The 16152-nt window shown below is 67.9% G+C and carries 19 protein-coding genes and 1 pseudogene; 1 reads left to right on the top strand and 19 read right to left on the bottom strand.

The genetic code is table 11. The features are described 5' to 3' along the window. From HUU99_RS03010 to HUU99_RS02980, 7 genes and pseudogenes are all read right to left on the bottom strand, one after another. Nucleotides 1-219 (bottom strand): annotated as a pseudogene (locus HUU99_RS03010) (hypothetical protein); the annotation flags it as partial. Nucleotides 220-222: 3 nt separating this feature from the next. Next, nucleotides 223-645 carry a 23S rRNA (pseudouridine(1915)-N(3))-methyltransferase RlmH gene (locus HUU99_RS03005; protein WP_174285103.1) on the bottom strand — a complete coding sequence of 141 codons (423 nt, stop codon included), beginning with the start codon at nucleotides 643-645 and terminating at the stop codon, nucleotides 223-225. Continuing rightward, complete coding sequence (gene rsfS, locus HUU99_RS03000) at nucleotides 645-1034, bottom strand: ribosome silencing factor (protein ID WP_174285077.1); 390 nt, start codon at nucleotides 1032-1034, stop codon at nucleotides 645-647. Before rsfS ends, HUU99_RS03005 begins: the two co-directional genes overlap by 1 nt. After that, on the bottom strand, nucleotides 1031-1657 hold the full coding sequence (locus HUU99_RS02995; protein ID WP_254602884.1) for a nicotinate-nucleotide adenylyltransferase: 627 nt from the start codon (nucleotides 1655-1657) through the stop codon (nucleotides 1031-1033). Before HUU99_RS02995 ends, rsfS begins: the two co-directional genes overlap by 4 nt. Continuing rightward, nucleotides 1639-1923 (bottom strand): type II toxin-antitoxin system RelE/ParE family toxin, encoded by a 285-nt coding sequence (locus tag HUU99_RS02990; protein WP_174285075.1) that lies wholly within the window; start codon nucleotides 1921-1923, stop codon nucleotides 1639-1641. Before HUU99_RS02990 ends, HUU99_RS02995 begins: the two co-directional genes overlap by 19 nt. Continuing rightward, the gene (locus tag HUU99_RS02985) at nucleotides 1920-2174 is read right to left on the bottom strand and encodes a hypothetical protein (RefSeq protein WP_174285074.1); all 255 of its coding nucleotides are present in this window, start codon (nucleotides 2172-2174) and stop codon (nucleotides 1920-1922) included. Before HUU99_RS02985 ends, HUU99_RS02990 begins: the two co-directional genes overlap by 4 nt. Before the next feature lie 31 nt (nucleotides 2175-2205). Further along, a complete protein-coding gene (locus HUU99_RS02980; protein WP_174285073.1) occupies nucleotides 2206-3474 on the bottom strand; it encodes a glutamate-5-semialdehyde dehydrogenase in 1269 nt (422 codons plus the stop codon). 63 nt (nucleotides 3475-3537) lie between these two features. On the opposite strand from HUU99_RS02980, the gene HUU99_RS02975 reads away from it, so the two are divergent. Continuing rightward, entirely contained in the window at nucleotides 3538-4611 is a 1074-nt protein-coding gene (locus tag HUU99_RS02975; RefSeq protein ID WP_174285072.1) for a DUF3667 domain-containing protein, read from the top strand. Nucleotides 4612-4619: 8 nt separating this feature from the next. Here HUU99_RS02975 and HUU99_RS02970 read toward each other — a convergent pair whose 3' ends face one another. From HUU99_RS02970 to HUU99_RS02915, 12 genes are all read right to left on the bottom strand, one after another. Then, the gene (locus HUU99_RS02970) at nucleotides 4620-4982 is read right to left on the bottom strand and encodes a hypothetical protein (RefSeq protein ID WP_254602883.1); all 363 of its coding nucleotides are present in this window, start codon (nucleotides 4980-4982) and stop codon (nucleotides 4620-4622) included. Nucleotides 4983-5075: 93 nt separating this feature from the next. Continuing rightward, a complete protein-coding gene (gene ftsH, locus HUU99_RS02965; protein ID WP_174285071.1) occupies nucleotides 5076-7040 on the bottom strand; it encodes an ATP-dependent zinc metalloprotease FtsH in 1965 nt (654 codons plus the stop codon). A gap of 80 nt (nucleotides 7041-7120) precedes the next feature. Continuing rightward, a complete protein-coding gene (gene tilS, locus HUU99_RS02960) occupies nucleotides 7121-8095 on the bottom strand; it encodes a tRNA lysidine(34) synthetase TilS (RefSeq protein WP_254602882.1) in 975 nt (324 codons plus the stop codon). Further along, nucleotides 8086-9066 (bottom strand): tetratricopeptide repeat protein, encoded by a 981-nt coding sequence (locus HUU99_RS02955; protein WP_174285070.1) that lies wholly within the window; start codon nucleotides 9064-9066, stop codon nucleotides 8086-8088. Before HUU99_RS02955 ends, tilS begins: the two co-directional genes overlap by 10 nt. A gap of 93 nt (nucleotides 9067-9159) precedes the next feature. Further along, nucleotides 9160-10137, bottom strand: coding sequence for a helix-turn-helix domain-containing protein (locus HUU99_RS02950; protein ID WP_174285069.1), 978 nt, complete (start codon nucleotides 10135-10137; stop codon nucleotides 9160-9162). Nucleotides 10138-10235: 98 nt separating this feature from the next. Beyond that, nucleotides 10236-12509, bottom strand: a complete 2274-nt coding sequence (gene ptsP / locus HUU99_RS02945) for a phosphoenolpyruvate--protein phosphotransferase (protein WP_174285100.1) — start codon at nucleotides 12507-12509, stop codon at nucleotides 10236-10238. A gap of 76 nt (nucleotides 12510-12585) precedes the next feature. Beyond that, nucleotides 12586-13608: a Holliday junction branch migration DNA helicase RuvB gene (ruvB, locus tag HUU99_RS02940; RefSeq protein ID WP_174285068.1), complete on the bottom strand. Its 1023-nt coding sequence runs from the start codon at nucleotides 13606-13608 to the stop codon at nucleotides 12586-12588. Beyond that, nucleotides 13605-13883 carry a virulence factor gene (locus tag HUU99_RS02935; RefSeq protein WP_174285067.1) on the bottom strand — a complete coding sequence of 93 codons (279 nt, stop codon included), beginning with the start codon at nucleotides 13881-13883 and terminating at the stop codon, nucleotides 13605-13607. The genes ruvB and HUU99_RS02935 overlap by 4 nt, the downstream gene beginning before the upstream one ends. Continuing rightward, nucleotides 13883-14062: a DUF5397 family protein gene (locus HUU99_RS02930; RefSeq protein WP_217430745.1), complete on the bottom strand. Its 180-nt coding sequence runs from the start codon at nucleotides 14060-14062 to the stop codon at nucleotides 13883-13885. Before HUU99_RS02930 ends, HUU99_RS02935 begins: the two co-directional genes overlap by 1 nt. A 40-nt stretch (nucleotides 14063-14102) precedes the next feature. Further along, nucleotides 14103-14699, bottom strand: coding sequence for a Holliday junction branch migration protein RuvA (gene ruvA / locus HUU99_RS02925; protein ID WP_174285065.1), 597 nt, complete (start codon nucleotides 14697-14699; stop codon nucleotides 14103-14105). A gap of 155 nt (nucleotides 14700-14854) precedes the next feature. Beyond that, nucleotides 14855-15343 (bottom strand): crossover junction endodeoxyribonuclease RuvC, encoded by a 489-nt coding sequence (gene ruvC, locus HUU99_RS02920; RefSeq protein WP_174285064.1) that lies wholly within the window; start codon nucleotides 15341-15343, stop codon nucleotides 14855-14857. A gap of 14 nt (nucleotides 15344-15357) precedes the next feature. After that, complete coding sequence (locus tag HUU99_RS02915; protein ID WP_174285063.1) at nucleotides 15358-16101, bottom strand: YebC/PmpR family DNA-binding transcriptional regulator; 744 nt, start codon at nucleotides 16099-16101, stop codon at nucleotides 15358-15360. Nucleotides 16102-16152 lie beyond the last annotated feature (51 nt).

Here is a 16152-nt window from a genome sequence, read left to right as displayed (position 1 = left end):
CACGCGCGCGCCGAGCGCCGCCTCCTGGGCCTGCGTGCGATCCGCCGCGCCGCGCTCCCCGGATGCGGCCTGTTCCAGCGTTGCCGCGCGCGCCTGGGCCTCGGCCGCCTGCCGCTTGGCGAGGATCAGGCGCCGGCGATCGTCCGCGACCGTCTGCTGCGCGCTACCGCCGGTGGTCAGCAGCCCCGCCGCCGTCAGGATGAGGATCCGCCCGCGCATCCGCTACCCCTCGCGGTGATAGGGATGATTGGCAAGGATGCTGGTCGCGCGGAACAGTTGCTCCGCCAGCATCGCGCGGGCGAGCAGATGCGGCCAGGTCGCTCGGCCGAACGACAGCAACAGGTCCGCCTCCGCGCGGTCGGCGTCGTCGAACCCGTCCGCCGCGCCGATCTCGAACCGCGCCTCGCGCGCGCCATCGTCGCGCCACCGGCCGAGCCGCTCGGCGAAGGCGACCGAGCCGAGCATCTCGCCCTTCTCGTCGAGCAGCACGCGCTTCGTGCCGAGTGCGAGCGGCGGCGATCTACCGCCCTGTTCGGGTAATTCGGTCAACTTCGTCGGCCATGCGATCCGCTTCATATAGCGATCGACCAGATCCGCCTCGGGGGATCGCCCGATCCGGCCCCGCGCGACGATGTGCAGCTGGATCAGGCCTGGCCCATCTGCGGCGTGGCGGGCGCGTCGCCGAACGACCACATCCGTTCCAGATTGTAGAAGCTGCGCACCTCGGGCCGGAACAGGTGGATGATGACGTCGCCCGCATCGATCAGCACCCAATCGGCGGTCGGCAGGCCTTCGATCCGGCAATGCCGACCGAACTCGCCCTTGATCCGCTCGGCCAGCTTGGCCGCCATCGATGCGACCTGGCGGGTCGAGCGGCCGCTCGCGATGACCATATGGTCCGCGATCGACGACTTGCCCGCCAGCGGGATCGAAATCGGCTCGACCGCCTGATCGTCGTCCAGGCTGGCGAGCACGAGGTCGTGGATCGCCTGGCTTTCGGCGGGATCGGCGGGACGTAGGGTGGACGAGGTCAAGGCAGCTCCTGGGACGGCGGATCGACAAAGGCGCTGATCCAGCCGGGATTGGCCGCACGAATCCGCGTCGCGGAGGTCGGGTCGGGGTGGAAGCGCAACAGCACGATCGCCGGCAATCTCCACGTCGTCCAGGTCTCAGCACTGTTCGCGGGCTGTCGAAACCGCCGCAACCAGGCCATCGCGGGGGCCGCGAGGACTCCGGCGTCATACCCCGGACGCGCGATCACCGCAATCGGGATCGTCCGTGCGATCCGACGCCAGCCGCGCCAGCGGTGGAACTGCGCCAGATTGTCCGCGCCCATCAGCCATATGAACCGCCGCCTGGGGTAGCGACGTTTCAACGCGCGGAGCGTGTCGAGCGTGTAGCGCGTGCCGAGCCGTGCCTCGATATCGGTCGCCCGGATCTGCGCACGCCTCGCCATCGCCCTGGCCGAGGCGAGGCGCGCCGGCAGCGGTGCCATACCTGCGGCAGGCTTCAGCGGATTGCCGGGCGATACCAGCCACCATGCCTCGTCGAGCGCCAACGCATCGATCGCGGCGAGCGTGATCCGGCGATGGCCGCGATGCGCGGGGTTGAAGGAGCCGCCGAGCAGGCCGGTGCGGGTCAGGGATCGGTCCGCCAATTTTCGGCTGCGTGCCGCATCCTCATGACCTCGATGCCATCGTCGACGATCCGGTAGATCAAAAGATAATTGGTATGCCGGATCCGCCATTTACGCGAGTCGCCGCCAAAGAGGGGGCCGGCGCGGGGATGATCGGCCAGAAATCGGCCTGCGGCGATCGCCGCATGGCCGATCCGGTAGGCATAGTCCGGACTGATCCCACGGTGGAAACTATCGGCACCGGCCAGATCGGCCCGTGCCAGAACACTCCAATGGGCAATGCTCATTCGGCAGCAGCGGAGCGGTAACGCGCCTCGAACCAGGCTTCCATCTCTTCCTGACTGATGGTTCCGTCACGCTCGATGGAATCGATACCTTCCTGCACGAAAGCAGCAAGTTCGACATCCATCGCCGTTGCCGTTTCGATGACCGATACTGCATAATCTCCGACGGACAGATGTCGCCACGCTGCGGCAACTTGCAACGATGCAAGCAGCTTCGGATCAAGGACCAGCGACAAGGATGATCTGTTCTTCATTGCGCGAGATTATGCTTCTGTCTGGTCGATATCAACCCCGCACCTGCCCGGTCCCGCGCCCGACCCATTTATACGTCGTCAGTCCCTCCAGCGCGACGGGGCCGCGGGCGTGCAGCCGCCCCGTCGCAATGCCGATCTCCGCGCCCAGCCCGAACTCGCCGCCGTCCGCGAATTGCGTCGAGGCGTTCCACAGCACGATCGCGGAATCGACCGCGGCCAGGAACCGGTCGGCGACGATCGCGTCCGCCGCGACGATCGCGTCGGTATGGTGCGATCCGTGGCGCGCGATATGGGCGATAGCCCCCTCGACACCACCCACCACCGCGACCGAGGCGATCGCGTCGAGATATTCGGTGTCCCAATCCGCATCGTCCGCCAGCGTGACCCCGGATACCCTGGCGCGGACGGTCGCATCGCCCCGAACCGCGCATCCCGCCGCCATCAGGCGCTCGACCAGCGCCACCGTGTCGGGGTAATCGCGGTCGATCAGCAATGTCTCCATCGCGCCGCATACGCCGGTGCGTCGCATCTTCGCGTTCACCACGATCGCCTCCGCCATCGCCGCGTCGGCGGACGCGTCGACATAGACATGGTTGATCCCGTCCAGATGCGCGAGCACCGGCACACGCGCCTCGGCCTGGACGCGCGCGACCAGGCTCTTGCCGCCGCGCGGGATGACGAGGTCGATCGCACCCTCCGCCGCCAGCATCGCTCCGACCGCGGCACGGTCGGTCATCGGCACAAGCTGGACCGCATCCGCGGTGACGCCCGCCTCGATCAGCCCGCGCACGAAGGCCGCGTGGATCGCGCGATTGCTGGCAACCGCCTCGCTACCCCCGCGCAGGATCGCCGCATTGCCCGCCATCACGCACAAGGCCGCCGCATCCGCGGTGACGTTGGGCCGACTTTCGTAGATGATACCGATCACGCCGATCGGCACCCGCACACGTGCCAGATTCAGGCCATTGGGACGGTCGCGCGAGTCGATCACCTGGCCGACCGGATCGGGCAACGCTGCCACCGCCTCGATCCCATCCGCCATCCCCGCCAATCGCTCGGCATCGAGCCGCAGGCGATCAAGCATCGCCGACGACAGCCCCGCCGCCGACGCCGCCGCCATGTCGTCGGCATTGGCCGCGCAGATCGCGCCGGTCCCCGCCCGCATCGCGGACGCCGCGGCGCGCAAGGCCGCCGCCTTTTGCGCGCTCGACAGGCCCGCCAGCATCCGCGACGCGGCACGCGCACGGCGTGCCATCGCGGCGATCAGCACGTCCGGCGGGGCGGAAGGATCGGTCGTCATGCGCCGACGCTATCACGACCTACCCCCTCGCGCCAATCGCACTGCCTTGCTACGCTGCCGCCCATGCACGGCGAACTATCCGCGATCGGCGACGTCATGACCGGGGCGGTTGGCGCGCGTACCATCGAACCCCGGGCCGGCGAGGCCGGGCACGGGCATGGCAACGGGATATGCCTGAACTGCGGAACGCGGCTTACGGGCGGCTATTGCCACGCCTGCGGGCAGTCGGCCGAGGTCCACCGGTCGGTCGGCGCGATCGGGCACGAGATCGCGCACGGCGTATTCCATTTCGAGGGCAAGGTCTGGCGCACGCTGCCGCTGCTCGTCCTCCATCCGGGCGCGCTGACCCGCCGCTATATCGCGGGCGAGCGCGCCCGGTTCGTGTCGCCGCTGGCGCTGTTCCTGTTCACCGTGTTCCTGCTGTTCGCGACGATCAGCTGGATGGGTTGGGACGGTGCCCGCGCGGCCGGCGACGCGACCGCGGCGACGACGCAGGTCGCGAGCGCGCAGGCCGCGGACCGGGCCGGGGTGCAGCTCGCGCGCGAACGCCAGGTCCGCCAGCAACTGGCACTGGCCGGCCAGCCGACCACGCATGCCGACGCCTCGATCGCAGCGCTGCAGGCGACGATCGACGGCATCGGGCTGATGCAGGACAAGGACAATGCGGGCGGACTGCGCGGCATCGCGGGCAAGATCCACACCGGCTGGGCGCGGCTCGACGAGGGGATCGGTCAGGCGGCAGCGAACCCCGCGCTGGCGATCTACAAGCTGCAATCCAGCGCGTATAAATACAGCTGGACGCTGATCCCGCTATCGACGCCGTTCGTCGCTCTGCTGTTCCTGTGGCGGCGGCGGTTCACGCTGTACGACCACGCGATATTCGTGACCTATTCGATCGCGTTCATGATGATGCTGATGATCGTCCTGACGATCGCCGGCGCGATTGGGGTCGACAGCGCGTGGATCGGGCTGGCGGCGACGGTCGTGCCGCCGGTGCACATGTTCGTCCAGCTGCGCGGTGCCTATTCGCTCGGCAAGACATCCGCGGCGTGGCGGACGGTGGTGCTGCTGACGTTCAGCTTCACCGTGCTCCTGGGGTTCGCCGCGCTGCTGTTGATCCACGGGTTGATGGACTGACCGGACGGTCAGCGGCAGGGATAATTCTTCGCCAGCACGCGGGCATAGCCGTCCTTGAGCGGGAGTCGCTTGTCCGCCGGCGACAAGGCGTCGAGGCCGCCCAGCATCTCCATGATCCCGATCGACTGACCATCGGGCACGCACGCGATGGGTTTCTTGCCCGCCGCTCGCCGCGCGTCCGCCTCGGCGCGCAGCTGGTGCGTCGCGGCCGCGGCCTCCGCCTTCAGCGCCGGATAGTCGGGCGATGTCAGCGCCATCAGCGGATTAGCGCGGAGCGGTTCGGCGCGAGACAGGAAGGTCGCGACGCTCATCGCCGCCATCGCCGGGGTCGCGACGGCCAGCACGGCGATGGCGGACAGGGCGACAATCATGGGCGATCTGAACGACATCGGCGGCACTCCATTGGGAATGCCGCCGATTAATCGCGCACGCCTGTCGCGCGGCTGAACCGCGCTTGCGGTTCGTCAGGCCCCCAGCGGGGTGGGCGCGCCGAACGGGCCGCTCGGGCGACGCGTCTTCGGGATCGACGTACCCGCCCGCGGGACGGACCGGGTCGGTCCCTGATCGACACGACCGATATCGTCGCCGGCGATCAGCTTCTTGATCTCGTCGCCCGACAGCGTCTCATATTCGAGCAGCGCACCCGCCAGCAGATGGAGCTGATCGACATGATCGGTCAGCAACTGCTTGGCCCGGTTCAGGCCACCCTCGACGATCGTCTTGATCTCGTCGTCGATCAGTTGCGCGGTCTGGTTCGACATCCGGACCGGCTGCGACGACGAATAGCCGAGGAAGCTCTCGCCCTCGGGTTGCGCATATTCCACGGGTCCGACCTTGTCCGACATGCCCCATTTGGTGACCATGTCGCGCGCGAGACCCGTCGCATACTGGATGTCCGACGACGCGCCCGACGACACCTTGTCGTAGCCGAAGATCACTTCCTCCGCGACGCGCCCGCCCATTGCCACTGCCAGGTTCGCATACATCTTGTCGCGGTGATAGCTGTACGAGTCGCGTTCCGGCAGGCGCATGACCATGCCCAGCGCACGGCCGCGCGGGATAATCGTCGCCTTGTGGATCGGGTCCGACGCCAGTTCGTGGATCGACACGATCGCATGCCCCGCCTCGTGATAGGCGGTCATCCGCTTCTCGTCGTCGGTCATGACCATCGAACGCCGTTCGGCACCCATCATGACCTTGTCCTTGGCCTCTTCGAACTCCGCCATCGCGACCAGGCGCTTGCCCTTGCGCGCCGCGGTCAGCGCCGCTTCGTTGACGAGGTTGGCCAGATCCGCACCCGAGAAACCCGGCGTCCCGCGCGCGATGGTGCGCGAATCGACGTCGGGCGCGAGCGGAACCTTCTTCATATGCACTTCGAGGATCTTCACCCGGCCCTCGATATCCGGACGCGGTACGACCACCTGGCGATCGAACCGGCCCGGCCGCAACAGCGCTGGGTCGAGTACGTCGGGACGGTTGGTCGCGGCGATGATGATGATGCCTTCGTTAGCCTCGAACCCGTCCATCTCGACCAGCAACTGGTTGAGCGTCTGTTCGCGTTCGTCGTTGCCATTGCCCAGGCCTGCGCCGCGGTGACGGCCGACCGCGTCGATTTCGTCGATGAAGACGATGCACGGCGCGCTCTTCTTCGCCTGCTCGAACATGTCGCGCACACGGCTCGCGCCGACGCCGACGAACATCTCGACGAAATCCGAACCCGATATGGTGAAGAACGGCACACCCGCCTCACCGGCGATCGCGCGGGCGAGCAGCGTCTTGCCGGTACCAGGCGAGCCGACCAGCAACGCGCCCTTGGGGATCTTGCCGCCCAGCCGTGCGAACTTGGTCGGGTCCTTCAGGAACTCGACGATCTCCTCGAGTTCCTCGCGCGCTTCGTCAATGCCGGCGACGTCTTCGAAGGTCACGCGACCCTCCTTTTGCGTCAACATCTTCGCGCGGCTCTTGCCGAAGCCCATCGCGCCCGACCCGGAACCCTTCTGCATCTGGCGAAGTACGAAGAAGCCGACGCCGAACATCAGCAGGATCGGCAGCGACTGGTACAGCAGCACCATCCAGATCGATGTGCCTTCGTCGGCCTTGATGCTGAACGTGACGTTCTTCTTGCGAAGTGTCGGCACCAGCGCGCCGTCGCCCTGCGGCATCGCCTGCGTCTTGAACTTCTCGCCCGACGTCAGCGTACCGCTGATGACGTCGCGACTGATCGCCACGTCCTTCACGGTGCCTTCGTCGACCTTGTCGAGAAACGCCGAATAGGCGATCGCATTGCCGCTACCCGCCGGGGTATGCCCGCCGTCGAACAGCGTCACGAACATCGCAAGCGCGAGCAGCACGCCGACCCAGATCAGCAGGCTTTTCATCCAGGGATTGCCGCCATTGCCGTCACCCGGCTGCTTGTCGTTCTCGTTCATGCGCGCATGTACCTTTCGGCCTTCAAGATAAGCGCGCAGCGGTTAATGGCAATGGAACAAAGGGTACCGCAACCGCCAAATCAGCCCGTTCGCCGCGCGGGGGCGGGACGGAACCGCCAATTCGGTCCACGCGCGCTCGCCAGGACACCGCCCCGTGTCGTCTGACGACCCTCGCTTAGCATCGCCAGCACCGATTCGACGTCCGCCGACTCGGGCCATTCGGGCGCGTCGATCCCGGCCGCGATCCGCACCGCGGCGACGGCGCGCCGGACGAGACGGCGACGCCATTCGCGCGGCAGGTCGTCGACGGCAAGCGTCACCTCGGTATCGCCCGGCGTCGCCCGTTCCCGCCACAGCCAGTCGGTCATCGTCCGAACGTCGCTGTCCGCCTCGGCCAATGCGCCTGCGGTGTGGGCGAGGCGCAGCGGGTCGAGCCATTCGTTCTCCTCGAGCAACCGGCGATAGCGCGTCCGGTCGTGGCGCGGATCGGCGTTCGCGGGATCGTCGACGAAGCGCAGCCCGGCGCGGCGAACGACGCCGCGCAATTCGGCGCGCCGCCAGTCGAGGAGCGGTCGGATGACCGGCACGCCCTCGATCACCACGCGCGACCGGATGCCCGCCATCCCCGAAAGCCCCGCCCCGCGGCCGGCGCGCATCAACAACGTCTCCGCCTGATCGTCGACATGATGCGCGGTGGCGATGGCGGCAGCGCCGACCGACCGCGCGTGATCGGCCAGCAGCGCGTAACGGGCCTGGCGCGCGCGCGCCTGCAGGCTGGCACCCTCGATCGATCCGGCGGGCCGAAGCGTCGCATGCGCAAGGCCGTGATCGGCGCAGATGGCCGCGACCATCGCCGCCTCCGCCGCGGCATCCGCACGGAGTCCGTGATCGACGGTCGCGACCGTGACGCCGGCGCGCATACCGATAGCAAGGGCCAGCATCGCCATGCTGTCCGGCCCCCCTGACACCGCGAGCAGGACGGGGCCTTCGCCGCTCAACCGCGCCAGATCGGCGGCAAAGCGGACGATTGCGGGCGCGTCCGGCGCTATTGGCACTTGGCGGCGGCGCGTCCCTTCGCGACGTCCGCCTTCATGCCGGCCGATATCTTGCCGCCATAGACATCGGTCAGCTCGGAATAGACCTTGCACGCATCGGCGGGCTTATCGAGCTTCATGAGCGACTGGCCAAGATAGAGCAGGCTTTCCGGTGCCCGCTCGCCATCGGGCATCTTCTTGTAATTGTCGTAGAACGCCATCGACGCGAGGCTCGGCTTGCCCTCGTCGAGATAGGACCGGCCGAGCAGGTTCTGCGCATAGCTCGCGCGGCGGCTCTTGGGATAATCCGCCACGACCTTTTTCAGCTGGATCTCGGCTTCCGGATACAGCTTCGCCTGCCAGAGACGATAGCCGTAGAGATAGGCGTCCTCGGTCGCATCGCCGGTCGCCGGCTTCTCCACCGCGGCGACCGCATCGGCATGCTCGGGGTCGCGCGCGGCCTTGGCCGGTCCGCTGTCCCTGGCCGCGCCGAACCTGGTCGATCCGCCGGTACTGCCGCCGCCGCGCGTCGCTTTGGCAGGCGGCATGCGAGTCGGCAGCGAGTCGTCGTCGCCACCCGCCGTCGCCGCCGGCGCGCCGGTCGGTGCCCCCGTCGCCAGCGTCGCGAACCGTGCATCGGTCGTTCGCCTATACGCATCGAACTGCTCCTGCATCAGGCGCAATTTATACTGGTTCTGCTCGGCCTGGCCGGTGACGGTGGCCATCTGCTGTTCGAGCGAACCGACGCGCGCGGTCAGATCGGCCATCGGGCTCGACGCCGGCGTGCCGATCGACGGATCGCCGGTTGCCAACGGCGGGGCGATGTCCGGCTGCACGGTCTGGTTCGCGCCGCCGGGAAACACCTTGCGCTGGACCGCGTGCATCTCGCTTTCCAGCTTGCCGATGCGACCGTCCAGGCTGGCCTGCGCAGTCGCCGCCCCCGGCAGCAGCGTCGCCGAAGCGGCAAGGATCGCCAATGAATATCTACGCATAGGTCACACCCCCCCGGTTTGGTCCCGATATCGCAACGCGGCGTCGCCATATCGTCGAAGCGCCGCCGTGTCGTCGGCCATTGTCCGCGTTCCTCACGGTGCCGATATATTGCCCGTCGCGGCCGGCGGGTGCGCGGCGGAATCGATATTGGCCCGCTGCGTCTCGGTCAGCGGTGCCTTGTGCGATTTGCCCGCCTTGCCGTCGCGGTGCGTATCGCTCGAACGGTGCGCCGACGACTGCGGCGTAGAGGACGCGTCCGGTGCCGGCGTCGTCGCACCGCCGGTGAGACGCGCGGCGATCGCCGTACCACCGACCTTCACGTCCTTGATCGCGTGCTCCCCGGTGCCGAGCGGGGGAACGGCCTTGCCGTCGAGCGTCACCGTCAGCTTGTCGGGCCGGCCGACATTGATCATCGGATCCTTCGCCGCCGCCGGCACCGTGAAGGCCTCTCCCGGCTTCATCGTGCCGAGGTACAGCGTCTTGTTGTCGGCGTCGTAGACACGCATCCAGACATCGTCGCTCGCGGTCAGCACGACCTGGCCGCCGGTCGGGGCGGCAGGTGTGGGCTTGGGCGCGGCGATCGGCGTTACGATCTTGGTGCCGGGCTTTGGCCCTCCGAGCGGCAAACCATAGTCAGTACCGCCACCGCTGAACAACGACGTACCGTACCAGAGACTGCCGAGGATCAGGATCGCCAGCGCCAGGCCGAGCCCGACGATCGCGATGCCGCGCGAGGGGACGCGCGCAGGATCGGGGGCTTCATAGGGAATATATTCGGGCACGCGGGGGCCGGCGCGATCGACTTCCGCGCGGACCGCATGCGCGACCGCCACTTCGTCGGCCCCGATCGCTCGGGCATAGCCCTTGGCGAAACCCACAGCATAGGTCGGCGAAGGCAGCGCGCTATAATCGCCTTGCTCGATGGCGACCAGGTGACGCAACGGGATCCGCGTCTGCGCCGCGACATCCGCCAGCGACAGGCCCTTCCCCTCGCGCGCGAGGCGCAGAGAAGTGCCGACCGTCGCAGGCGGCTGTGCCGTTTCGGGCTGGCGAACTTCGCCGTCGTCCATTCGCGTCTCCGGTAGCGGCGCGTCCCGGCGGCACCGCACAGCTTGTCTTTCAGAGCGCCCTTGGCGTGTCAACGCGCCGCGGACCGCCCGTCGCCCGATCAGGCCAGTTCGACTCCGTTCGCTATTGCCCAGGCCGTCAGCGCGCCGCGCATGTCGCGCGGGGGATCGGCCAGCAGCGCCTTCAGATGGATCGACAAGGTGCCGCGATCGAGCGACCGGACCATCGCCTTCACCGGACCGATCGCCGCGGGGGTGATCGACAGTCGTTCGATACCCAGCCCGATCAGCGCCATCGCCTCCAGCGGACGCCCGCCCATCTCGCCGCAGACCGCCAGATCGACGCCGGCATCGCGGCACGGCCCGACGACGCGCGCGAGGAATCGAAGGATGGTCGGCGACAGCCAGTCGTATCGATCCGCAAGCTTGGGATTGGCGCGGTCCGCCGCGAACAGGAACTGCGTCAGGTCGTTGGTGCCGACCGACAGGAACTGCAGCCTGGGAAGCAGGATGTCGAGTTGCTCGGCAAGCCCCGGCACTTCGAGCATCGCGCCGTAGCGGATCGCGGCCGGCGGTCGCTTGCCGCGCTTCGTCATCCATTCCCGCTGCGCCTCGAACAGCGCCTTTGCGGTGTCGAATTCCCAGGGTTCGCTGACCATCGGGAACATCACGTTGAGCGTCCGCCCCGCCGCCGCCTCGAGCAACGCGCGCGCCTGCGCCTTCATCAGCCCGCCGCGTTCCAGCGCGAGCCGAAGCGCGCGCCAGCCCATCGCCGGATTCTCCTCGTCGGCGTCGCCTTCCTTCAGATAGGGCAGCGCCTTGTCGCCGCCGATATCGACGGTGCGGAACACCACGGTACGATCGCCGGCCGCGTCCAGCACCTCCTTGTACAGTCGCTGCTGGCGTTCGCGCTGAGGCAGGGTGGCGGACACCAGGAACTGGAATTCGGTGCGGAACAGCCCGATCCCGTCAGCACCCATGACGTCCAGCGCCGCGACATCGTCGCGCAGCCCCGCGTTGATCATCAGGGTCAGGCGATGCCCGTCCTTCGTCACCGGCGGCACGTCGCGAAGCGCGGCATAGGCCGCGCGCCGTTTCTGCCGCACCGCGAGACGCCCCTCGAACGACTCCTCCATCGCCGTGGAAGGGCGGACGAACACATTACCCTCGGTCACGTCGAGCATCAGCAGGTCGCCTTCCGCGATCTCCCGGCGGGTATCGCGCACCCGGCCGAGCACCGGCACGCCCATGGCGCGCGCGACGATGGTGACGTGCGCGGTCAGCGACCCCTCCTCCAGAATCACACCCTTCAACCGGCGCTTGTCATATTCCAGCAGCTCGGCGGGGCCGAGATTGCGGGCGATCAGGATCGTGTCCTGACGCAACCCCAGCTGCGCCGCGGTGCCCATCTGGCCCGACACGATCCGAAGCAGCCGGTTGGACAGATCCTCCAGATCGTGCATCCGGTCGGCGAGCAGCGGATCGTCGATCTGGCGCATCCGTTGCCGGGTGCGCTGCTGCACGCGCTCGATCGCGGCCTCCGCGGTCAGCCCGCTGTCGATCGCCTCGTTGATCCGCCGCGTCCAGCCTTCGTCATAGGCGAACATCTTGTAGGTCGCGATGACCTCGTCATGCTCGCCCGCAACGCCGAATTCGGCCTCGCGCGTGATCCGGTCGATCTGTTCGCGCATCTTGTCGAACGCGGCATAGACGCGGTGGCGCTCGGCATCGGTGTCCTCGGCCACCGTATGTTCGATCGTGATCCGCGGCTGATGGAACACCGCGAAGCCGGATCCCATGCCGTCGACGAGCTTCTGGCCCGATAGCCGTGCCGAAGCGGTCGACTGCACCCGGTTGCTGCCGGTGCCGGCGACATCGATCAGTCCGGCATTGGCGATCAGTTCGGACAACACCATCGCGACGGTCTGCAGCGCCTCGATCTCGACATCGGCATATTTGCGCGTCTCGAAATGCTGGACCGCCAGCACGCCGACCGCACGTTCGCGGCGGATGATCGGGACGCCGGCAAAGCTGTGATAGCGGTCCTCGCCGGTCTCGGGCTTGTAGGCGAAATCCGGGTGGCTCGCCGCCTCGTCGAGGTTCAGCACCTCGACCTCCGCCGCGATCATGCCGACCAGCCCTTCGCCGAGAGCCAGCTTGGTGACGTGCACCGCCGCCTGGTCGAGGCCGCGCGTCGCATAGAGTTCGAGCACGCCCTCGCGCAGCAGATAGATCGAACAGACCTCGCTGTTCATCGCCTCAGCGACGATTCCGACCACCGCGTTCAGCTTCGCCTGCGGCGCGGTCCGCCCCGCCATCACATCGTGAAGGCGGGTCAGAATCTCGCGAGCGGAGGCGGCGGCGGAGACGGGCATGGCCATCGGCTACCAGATCGACGGCATGGGTGCCACGCAACAAAAGCTATCAGATCCTCCCCATGCCGGGGACGACCTACACATCGAACAGACCGTCCTGAGACCCCGGCGGCGGGTTCAGCCCCAGATGCTTCCAGCCGCCCGCGTTCAGGCAGCGCCCGCGGGCGGTCCGCGCTACCAATCCGAGCTGGATCAGATAGGGCTCGATCACTTCCTCGACGGTATCGCGCGGTTCGCTGAGGCCGGCGGCGAGCGTCTCGACCCCCACCGGCCCGCCGCGATAGATGTCCGCGATCATCGTCAGATAGCGCCGGTCCATCGCGTCGAGGCCGAGCCCGTCGACCTCCAGCCGGTTGAGCGCCGAATCCGCCGCCGCCGAATCGACCAGATCATGCCCCGCGGCATGCGCGAAATCGCGTACCCGGCGCAGCAGGCGTCCGGCGATCCGCGGCGTACCCCGCGCCCGCCGGGCGACCTCGCTCGCACCGTCTGCGGAGATCGCCAGCCCGAGCAGCCCTGCGGCGCGGGTCACGACGCGGGTCAGTTCCTCGACGGTGTAGAATTGCAGCCGCACCGGAATGCCGAAGCGGTCCCGCAAAGGCGTCGTCAGCAGCCCCTGCCGCGTCGTCGCCCCGACCAGCGTGAAGCGCGGCAGGTCGATGCGGACCGACCGCGCCGACGGTCCCTCGCCGATCATCAGGTCGAGCGCGCGATCCTCCATCGCCGGATACAGCACCTCCTCGACCGCGGGCTGGAGCCGGTGGATCTCGTCGATGAACAACACGTCGCCATCCTCGAGATTGGTCAGCAGCGCCGCGAGATCGCCCGATTTGGCGATGACCGGCCCCGAGGTGGCGCGGAACCCCACCCCCATCTCGCGCGCGACGATCTGTGCCAGCGTCGTCTTGCCGAGCCCGGGCGGACCGAAGAACAGCACGTGATCGAGCGCCTCGCCCCGCGCCTTCGCCGCCTGGATGAAGACGCGCAGATTCTCCCGTGCCGCGCGCTGCCCGACGAAATCGTCGAGCGATTTCGGGCGCAGCGCGGCGTCGATGTCCTCGGGCTGGCGCGCGGAGGTGAGGAGGCGGTCGTCGGTCACGATTTCATGAAATCGGTGAAGTCGCTCCAATGTTCGACCTTGAACGCGCGGATGTCGCGGACGCACGTCGCGAACCAGGGAAGCGCCTTGAGCGCGTTCATCGCCAACGTCACGTTGACGAGACTGTCGCCCTGCGAGACGTAGACACTGCCCTGAACGCGCATGAAACCGTAGCGATTGAGCACCGCTCCGATATCGGCATAGGCCTGACTGACACCCTTGGGATGCGTCGCGCGGGTCTGATGCAGCAACAGGTCGAATCCGATCGCGAACATCAGTCGTCCATTGGGTCGTTGAGGATGTCGCCGACCGGATAATCCGCGTCTTCGTCGCTTTCGAGCAAGTGGATCCGCATCTGCGGCTCGCCCGACGGCGAGGGCGGCGCCATGCCGATGATTTCATAGGGCGGCCCCGCAAGACCGAAGCGCCGCACCGATCCGATCAGCGCGCCCATATCGACCATGTCCGTTTCCCTTCGCGGTGCCGTCGCCACGTTACTTCGCCGCCTTGCGCAGCGCCAGCCGCACCAACGCGTCCAGCCCGACGCCCGCGCCCAGTTCCTCCTGCGCCGACGCCACCGCGGCGCTCGCCTCCGCAGGACGGAAGCCCAGGTTGAGCAGCGCGGACACTGCGTCGGCACCCGCGCCGACCGGCGCGATCGGCGCGGTGCCGCCGGGCGACAGCGCGATCCCGCCGATCCTGTCCTTCAATTCGCGCACGATTCGTTCGGCGAGCTTCGGGCCGACGCCGTTGGCGCGCGCGACCATCGCCTTGTCCTGTGCGGCCACCGCGCGCGACAGATCGGCGGGATCGAAGGCGGAGAGGATCGCCAGCGCCACGCGCGCGCCGACGCCCTGCACCCCCGTCAGCAAGCGGAACCAGTCGCGTTCGGCGGCCTGCGCGAAGCCGACGAGCCGGATCGAGTCCTCGGACACCAGCATCTCGGTATGCAGCATCGCCGCCTCGCCCGCCGAGCCGAGCGCCGACAAGGTCCGCGCCGACGCGCCGACCAGATAGCCGACGCCGCCGACATCGATCACCGCATGGTCGATTCCCGTCGCGGCGAGCCGGCCCTTCAAATGCGCGATCATGCCGCGACGAACCCGCGGAAGTGGACGAACCACACGCCACGTCCGCGTCGGAATCGCACCCCGCACGAAACCGCACGATCCATCGGGCGAGGGGCAGGATCGGGGCGACGAGACATGCGTGGGACATAGACAGAACGCATGCGCGTAGGAAAGCCCTATCCCGGAACCCGCCGCGCGCTCGCCAGATGATGCGCATGGCAAATCGCGACCGCCAGCGCATCCGCCGCATCCGGCCCGTCGACCTTCACGCCGGGCAACAGCCGCGCGACCATGGCATGGACCTGCGCTTTCTCCGCATTGCCGACGCCGACCACCGCCTTCTTGACCAGCCGCGCGGCATATTCGCCCGGCGCGATCCCCGCGCGCGCGACGCCGAGCAGGATGACGCCGCGCGCCTGCCCTAGCTTCAACGTCGATTGCGGGTTGGCGTTGACGAACACCTCCTCCACCGCCGCGGCGGCAGGGGCGTGGTCGGCAAGGATCGCGGCGAGCATGGTGTCGAGATGCGCCAGTCTTCGCGCGAGCGGCGCGGCGCTGTCGGTCTTCATCCGCCCGTTGGCGACATGGGAGAGCCGGTTGCCCTCCGCCCGAATGACCCCCCAGCCGCTCGTGCCGAGGCCTGGGTCGAGGCCGAGGATCAGCATTCAGAAAGCCCCTCCTACCCCAACCGCTCCATCACCGCATCCGACACTTCGTAATTCCCCCATACCGTCTGCACGTCGTCGTCGTCGTCGAGCACGTCGATCAACTTGAACAGCGTCGCAGCGTCACCCTCGTCCACCTCGACCGTCGTTTGCGGTCGCCAGGCGAGCTTTGCACCTTCCGCCTCGCCAAGGGCCGGCTCCAGCGCCTTCGACACTTCGTGCAGGTCGCCGACCGCGGTCCAGATCTCGTGGCCGTCCTCGCTCGATGCCACGTCCTCGGCCCCCGCCTCCAGCGCCGCTTCGAAGACCTTCTCCGCATCGCCCACCTTGGCGGGGTAGGAGATGAGCCCCATCCGGTCGAACGCATGGCTGACGGACCCCGGCGCGCCGAGGTTGCCGCCGTTCTTGCCGATCGCGGTGCGGACGTTGGTGACGGTACGATTGCGGTTGTCGGTCAGCGTCTCGACGATCAGCGACACGCCGCCCGGGCCGAACGCCTCGTAGCGGATCTCCTCGTAATTCTCCGCGTCGCCCTTTACCGCCTTGTCGATCGATCGCTGGATATTGTCCTTGGGCATCGACTGCGCCTTGGCGGCGTTGATCGCGGCGCGCAGCCGCGGGTTCATGTCGGGATCGGGCAGACCCATCTTCGCCGCCACCGTGATTTCGCGGCTGAGCTTGGAGAACATGCCGGAGCGCTTCTTATCCTGCGCGCCCTTGCGGTGCATGATGTTCTTGAACTTGGAATGGCCTGCCACGCGTAACCCCACGAGATGTTGTCGGCAGCAGCCCTAAACCCTGGGATGGCG

This window comes from Sphingomonas bacterium (assembly GCF_903642285.1).
Taxonomy (GTDB): domain Bacteria; phylum Pseudomonadota; class Alphaproteobacteria; order Sphingomonadales; family Sphingomonadaceae; genus Sphingomonas.
This window is presented reverse-complemented; position numbering and strand designations above follow the sequence as displayed.

Excerpts from the sequence above, each read along its gene's own strand:
- HUU99_RS02990 (WP_174285075.1), bottom strand. The coding sequence starts at position 1,923 with ATGAGCATTGCCCATTGGAGTGTTCTGGCACGGGCCGATCTGGCCGGT.
- HUU99_RS02985 (WP_174285074.1), bottom strand. The coding sequence starts at position 2,174 with ATGAAGAACAGATCATCCTTGTCGCTGGTCCTTGATCCGAAGCTGCTT.
- HUU99_RS02980 (WP_174285073.1), bottom strand. The coding sequence starts at position 3,474 with ATGACGACCGATCCTTCCGCCCCGCCGGACGTGCTGATCGCCGCGATG.
- HUU99_RS02975 (WP_174285072.1), top strand. The coding sequence starts at position 3,538 with ATGCACGGCGAACTATCCGCGATCGGCGACGTCATGACCGGGGCGGTT.
- HUU99_RS02970 (WP_254602883.1), bottom strand. The coding sequence starts at position 4,982 with ATGATTGTCGCCCTGTCCGCCATCGCCGTGCTGGCCGTCGCGACCCCG.
- ftsH (WP_174285071.1), bottom strand. The coding sequence starts at position 7,040 with ATGAACGAGAACGACAAGCAGCCGGGTGACGGCAATGGCGGCAATCCC.
- HUU99_RS02955 (WP_174285070.1), bottom strand. The coding sequence starts at position 9,066 with ATGCGTAGATATTCATTGGCGATCCTTGCCGCTTCGGCGACGCTGCTG.
- HUU99_RS02950 (WP_174285069.1), bottom strand. The coding sequence starts at position 10,137 with ATGGACGACGGCGAAGTTCGCCAGCCCGAAACGGCACAGCCGCCTGCG.
- ptsP (WP_174285100.1), bottom strand. The coding sequence starts at position 12,509 with ATGCCCGTCTCCGCCGCCGCCTCCGCTCGCGAGATTCTGACCCGCCTT.
- HUU99_RS02935 (WP_174285067.1), bottom strand. The coding sequence starts at position 13,883 with ATGTTCGCGATCGGATTCGACCTGTTGCTGCATCAGACCCGCGCGACG.
- HUU99_RS02930 (WP_217430745.1), bottom strand. The coding sequence starts at position 14,062 with ATGGGCGCGCTGATCGGATCGGTGCGGCGCTTCGGTCTTGCGGGGCCG.
- ruvA (WP_174285065.1), bottom strand. The coding sequence starts at position 14,699 with ATGATCGCGCATTTGAAGGGCCGGCTCGCCGCGACGGGAATCGACCAT.
- ruvC (WP_174285064.1), bottom strand. The coding sequence starts at position 15,343 with ATGCTGATCCTCGGCCTCGACCCAGGCCTCGGCACGAGCGGCTGGGGG.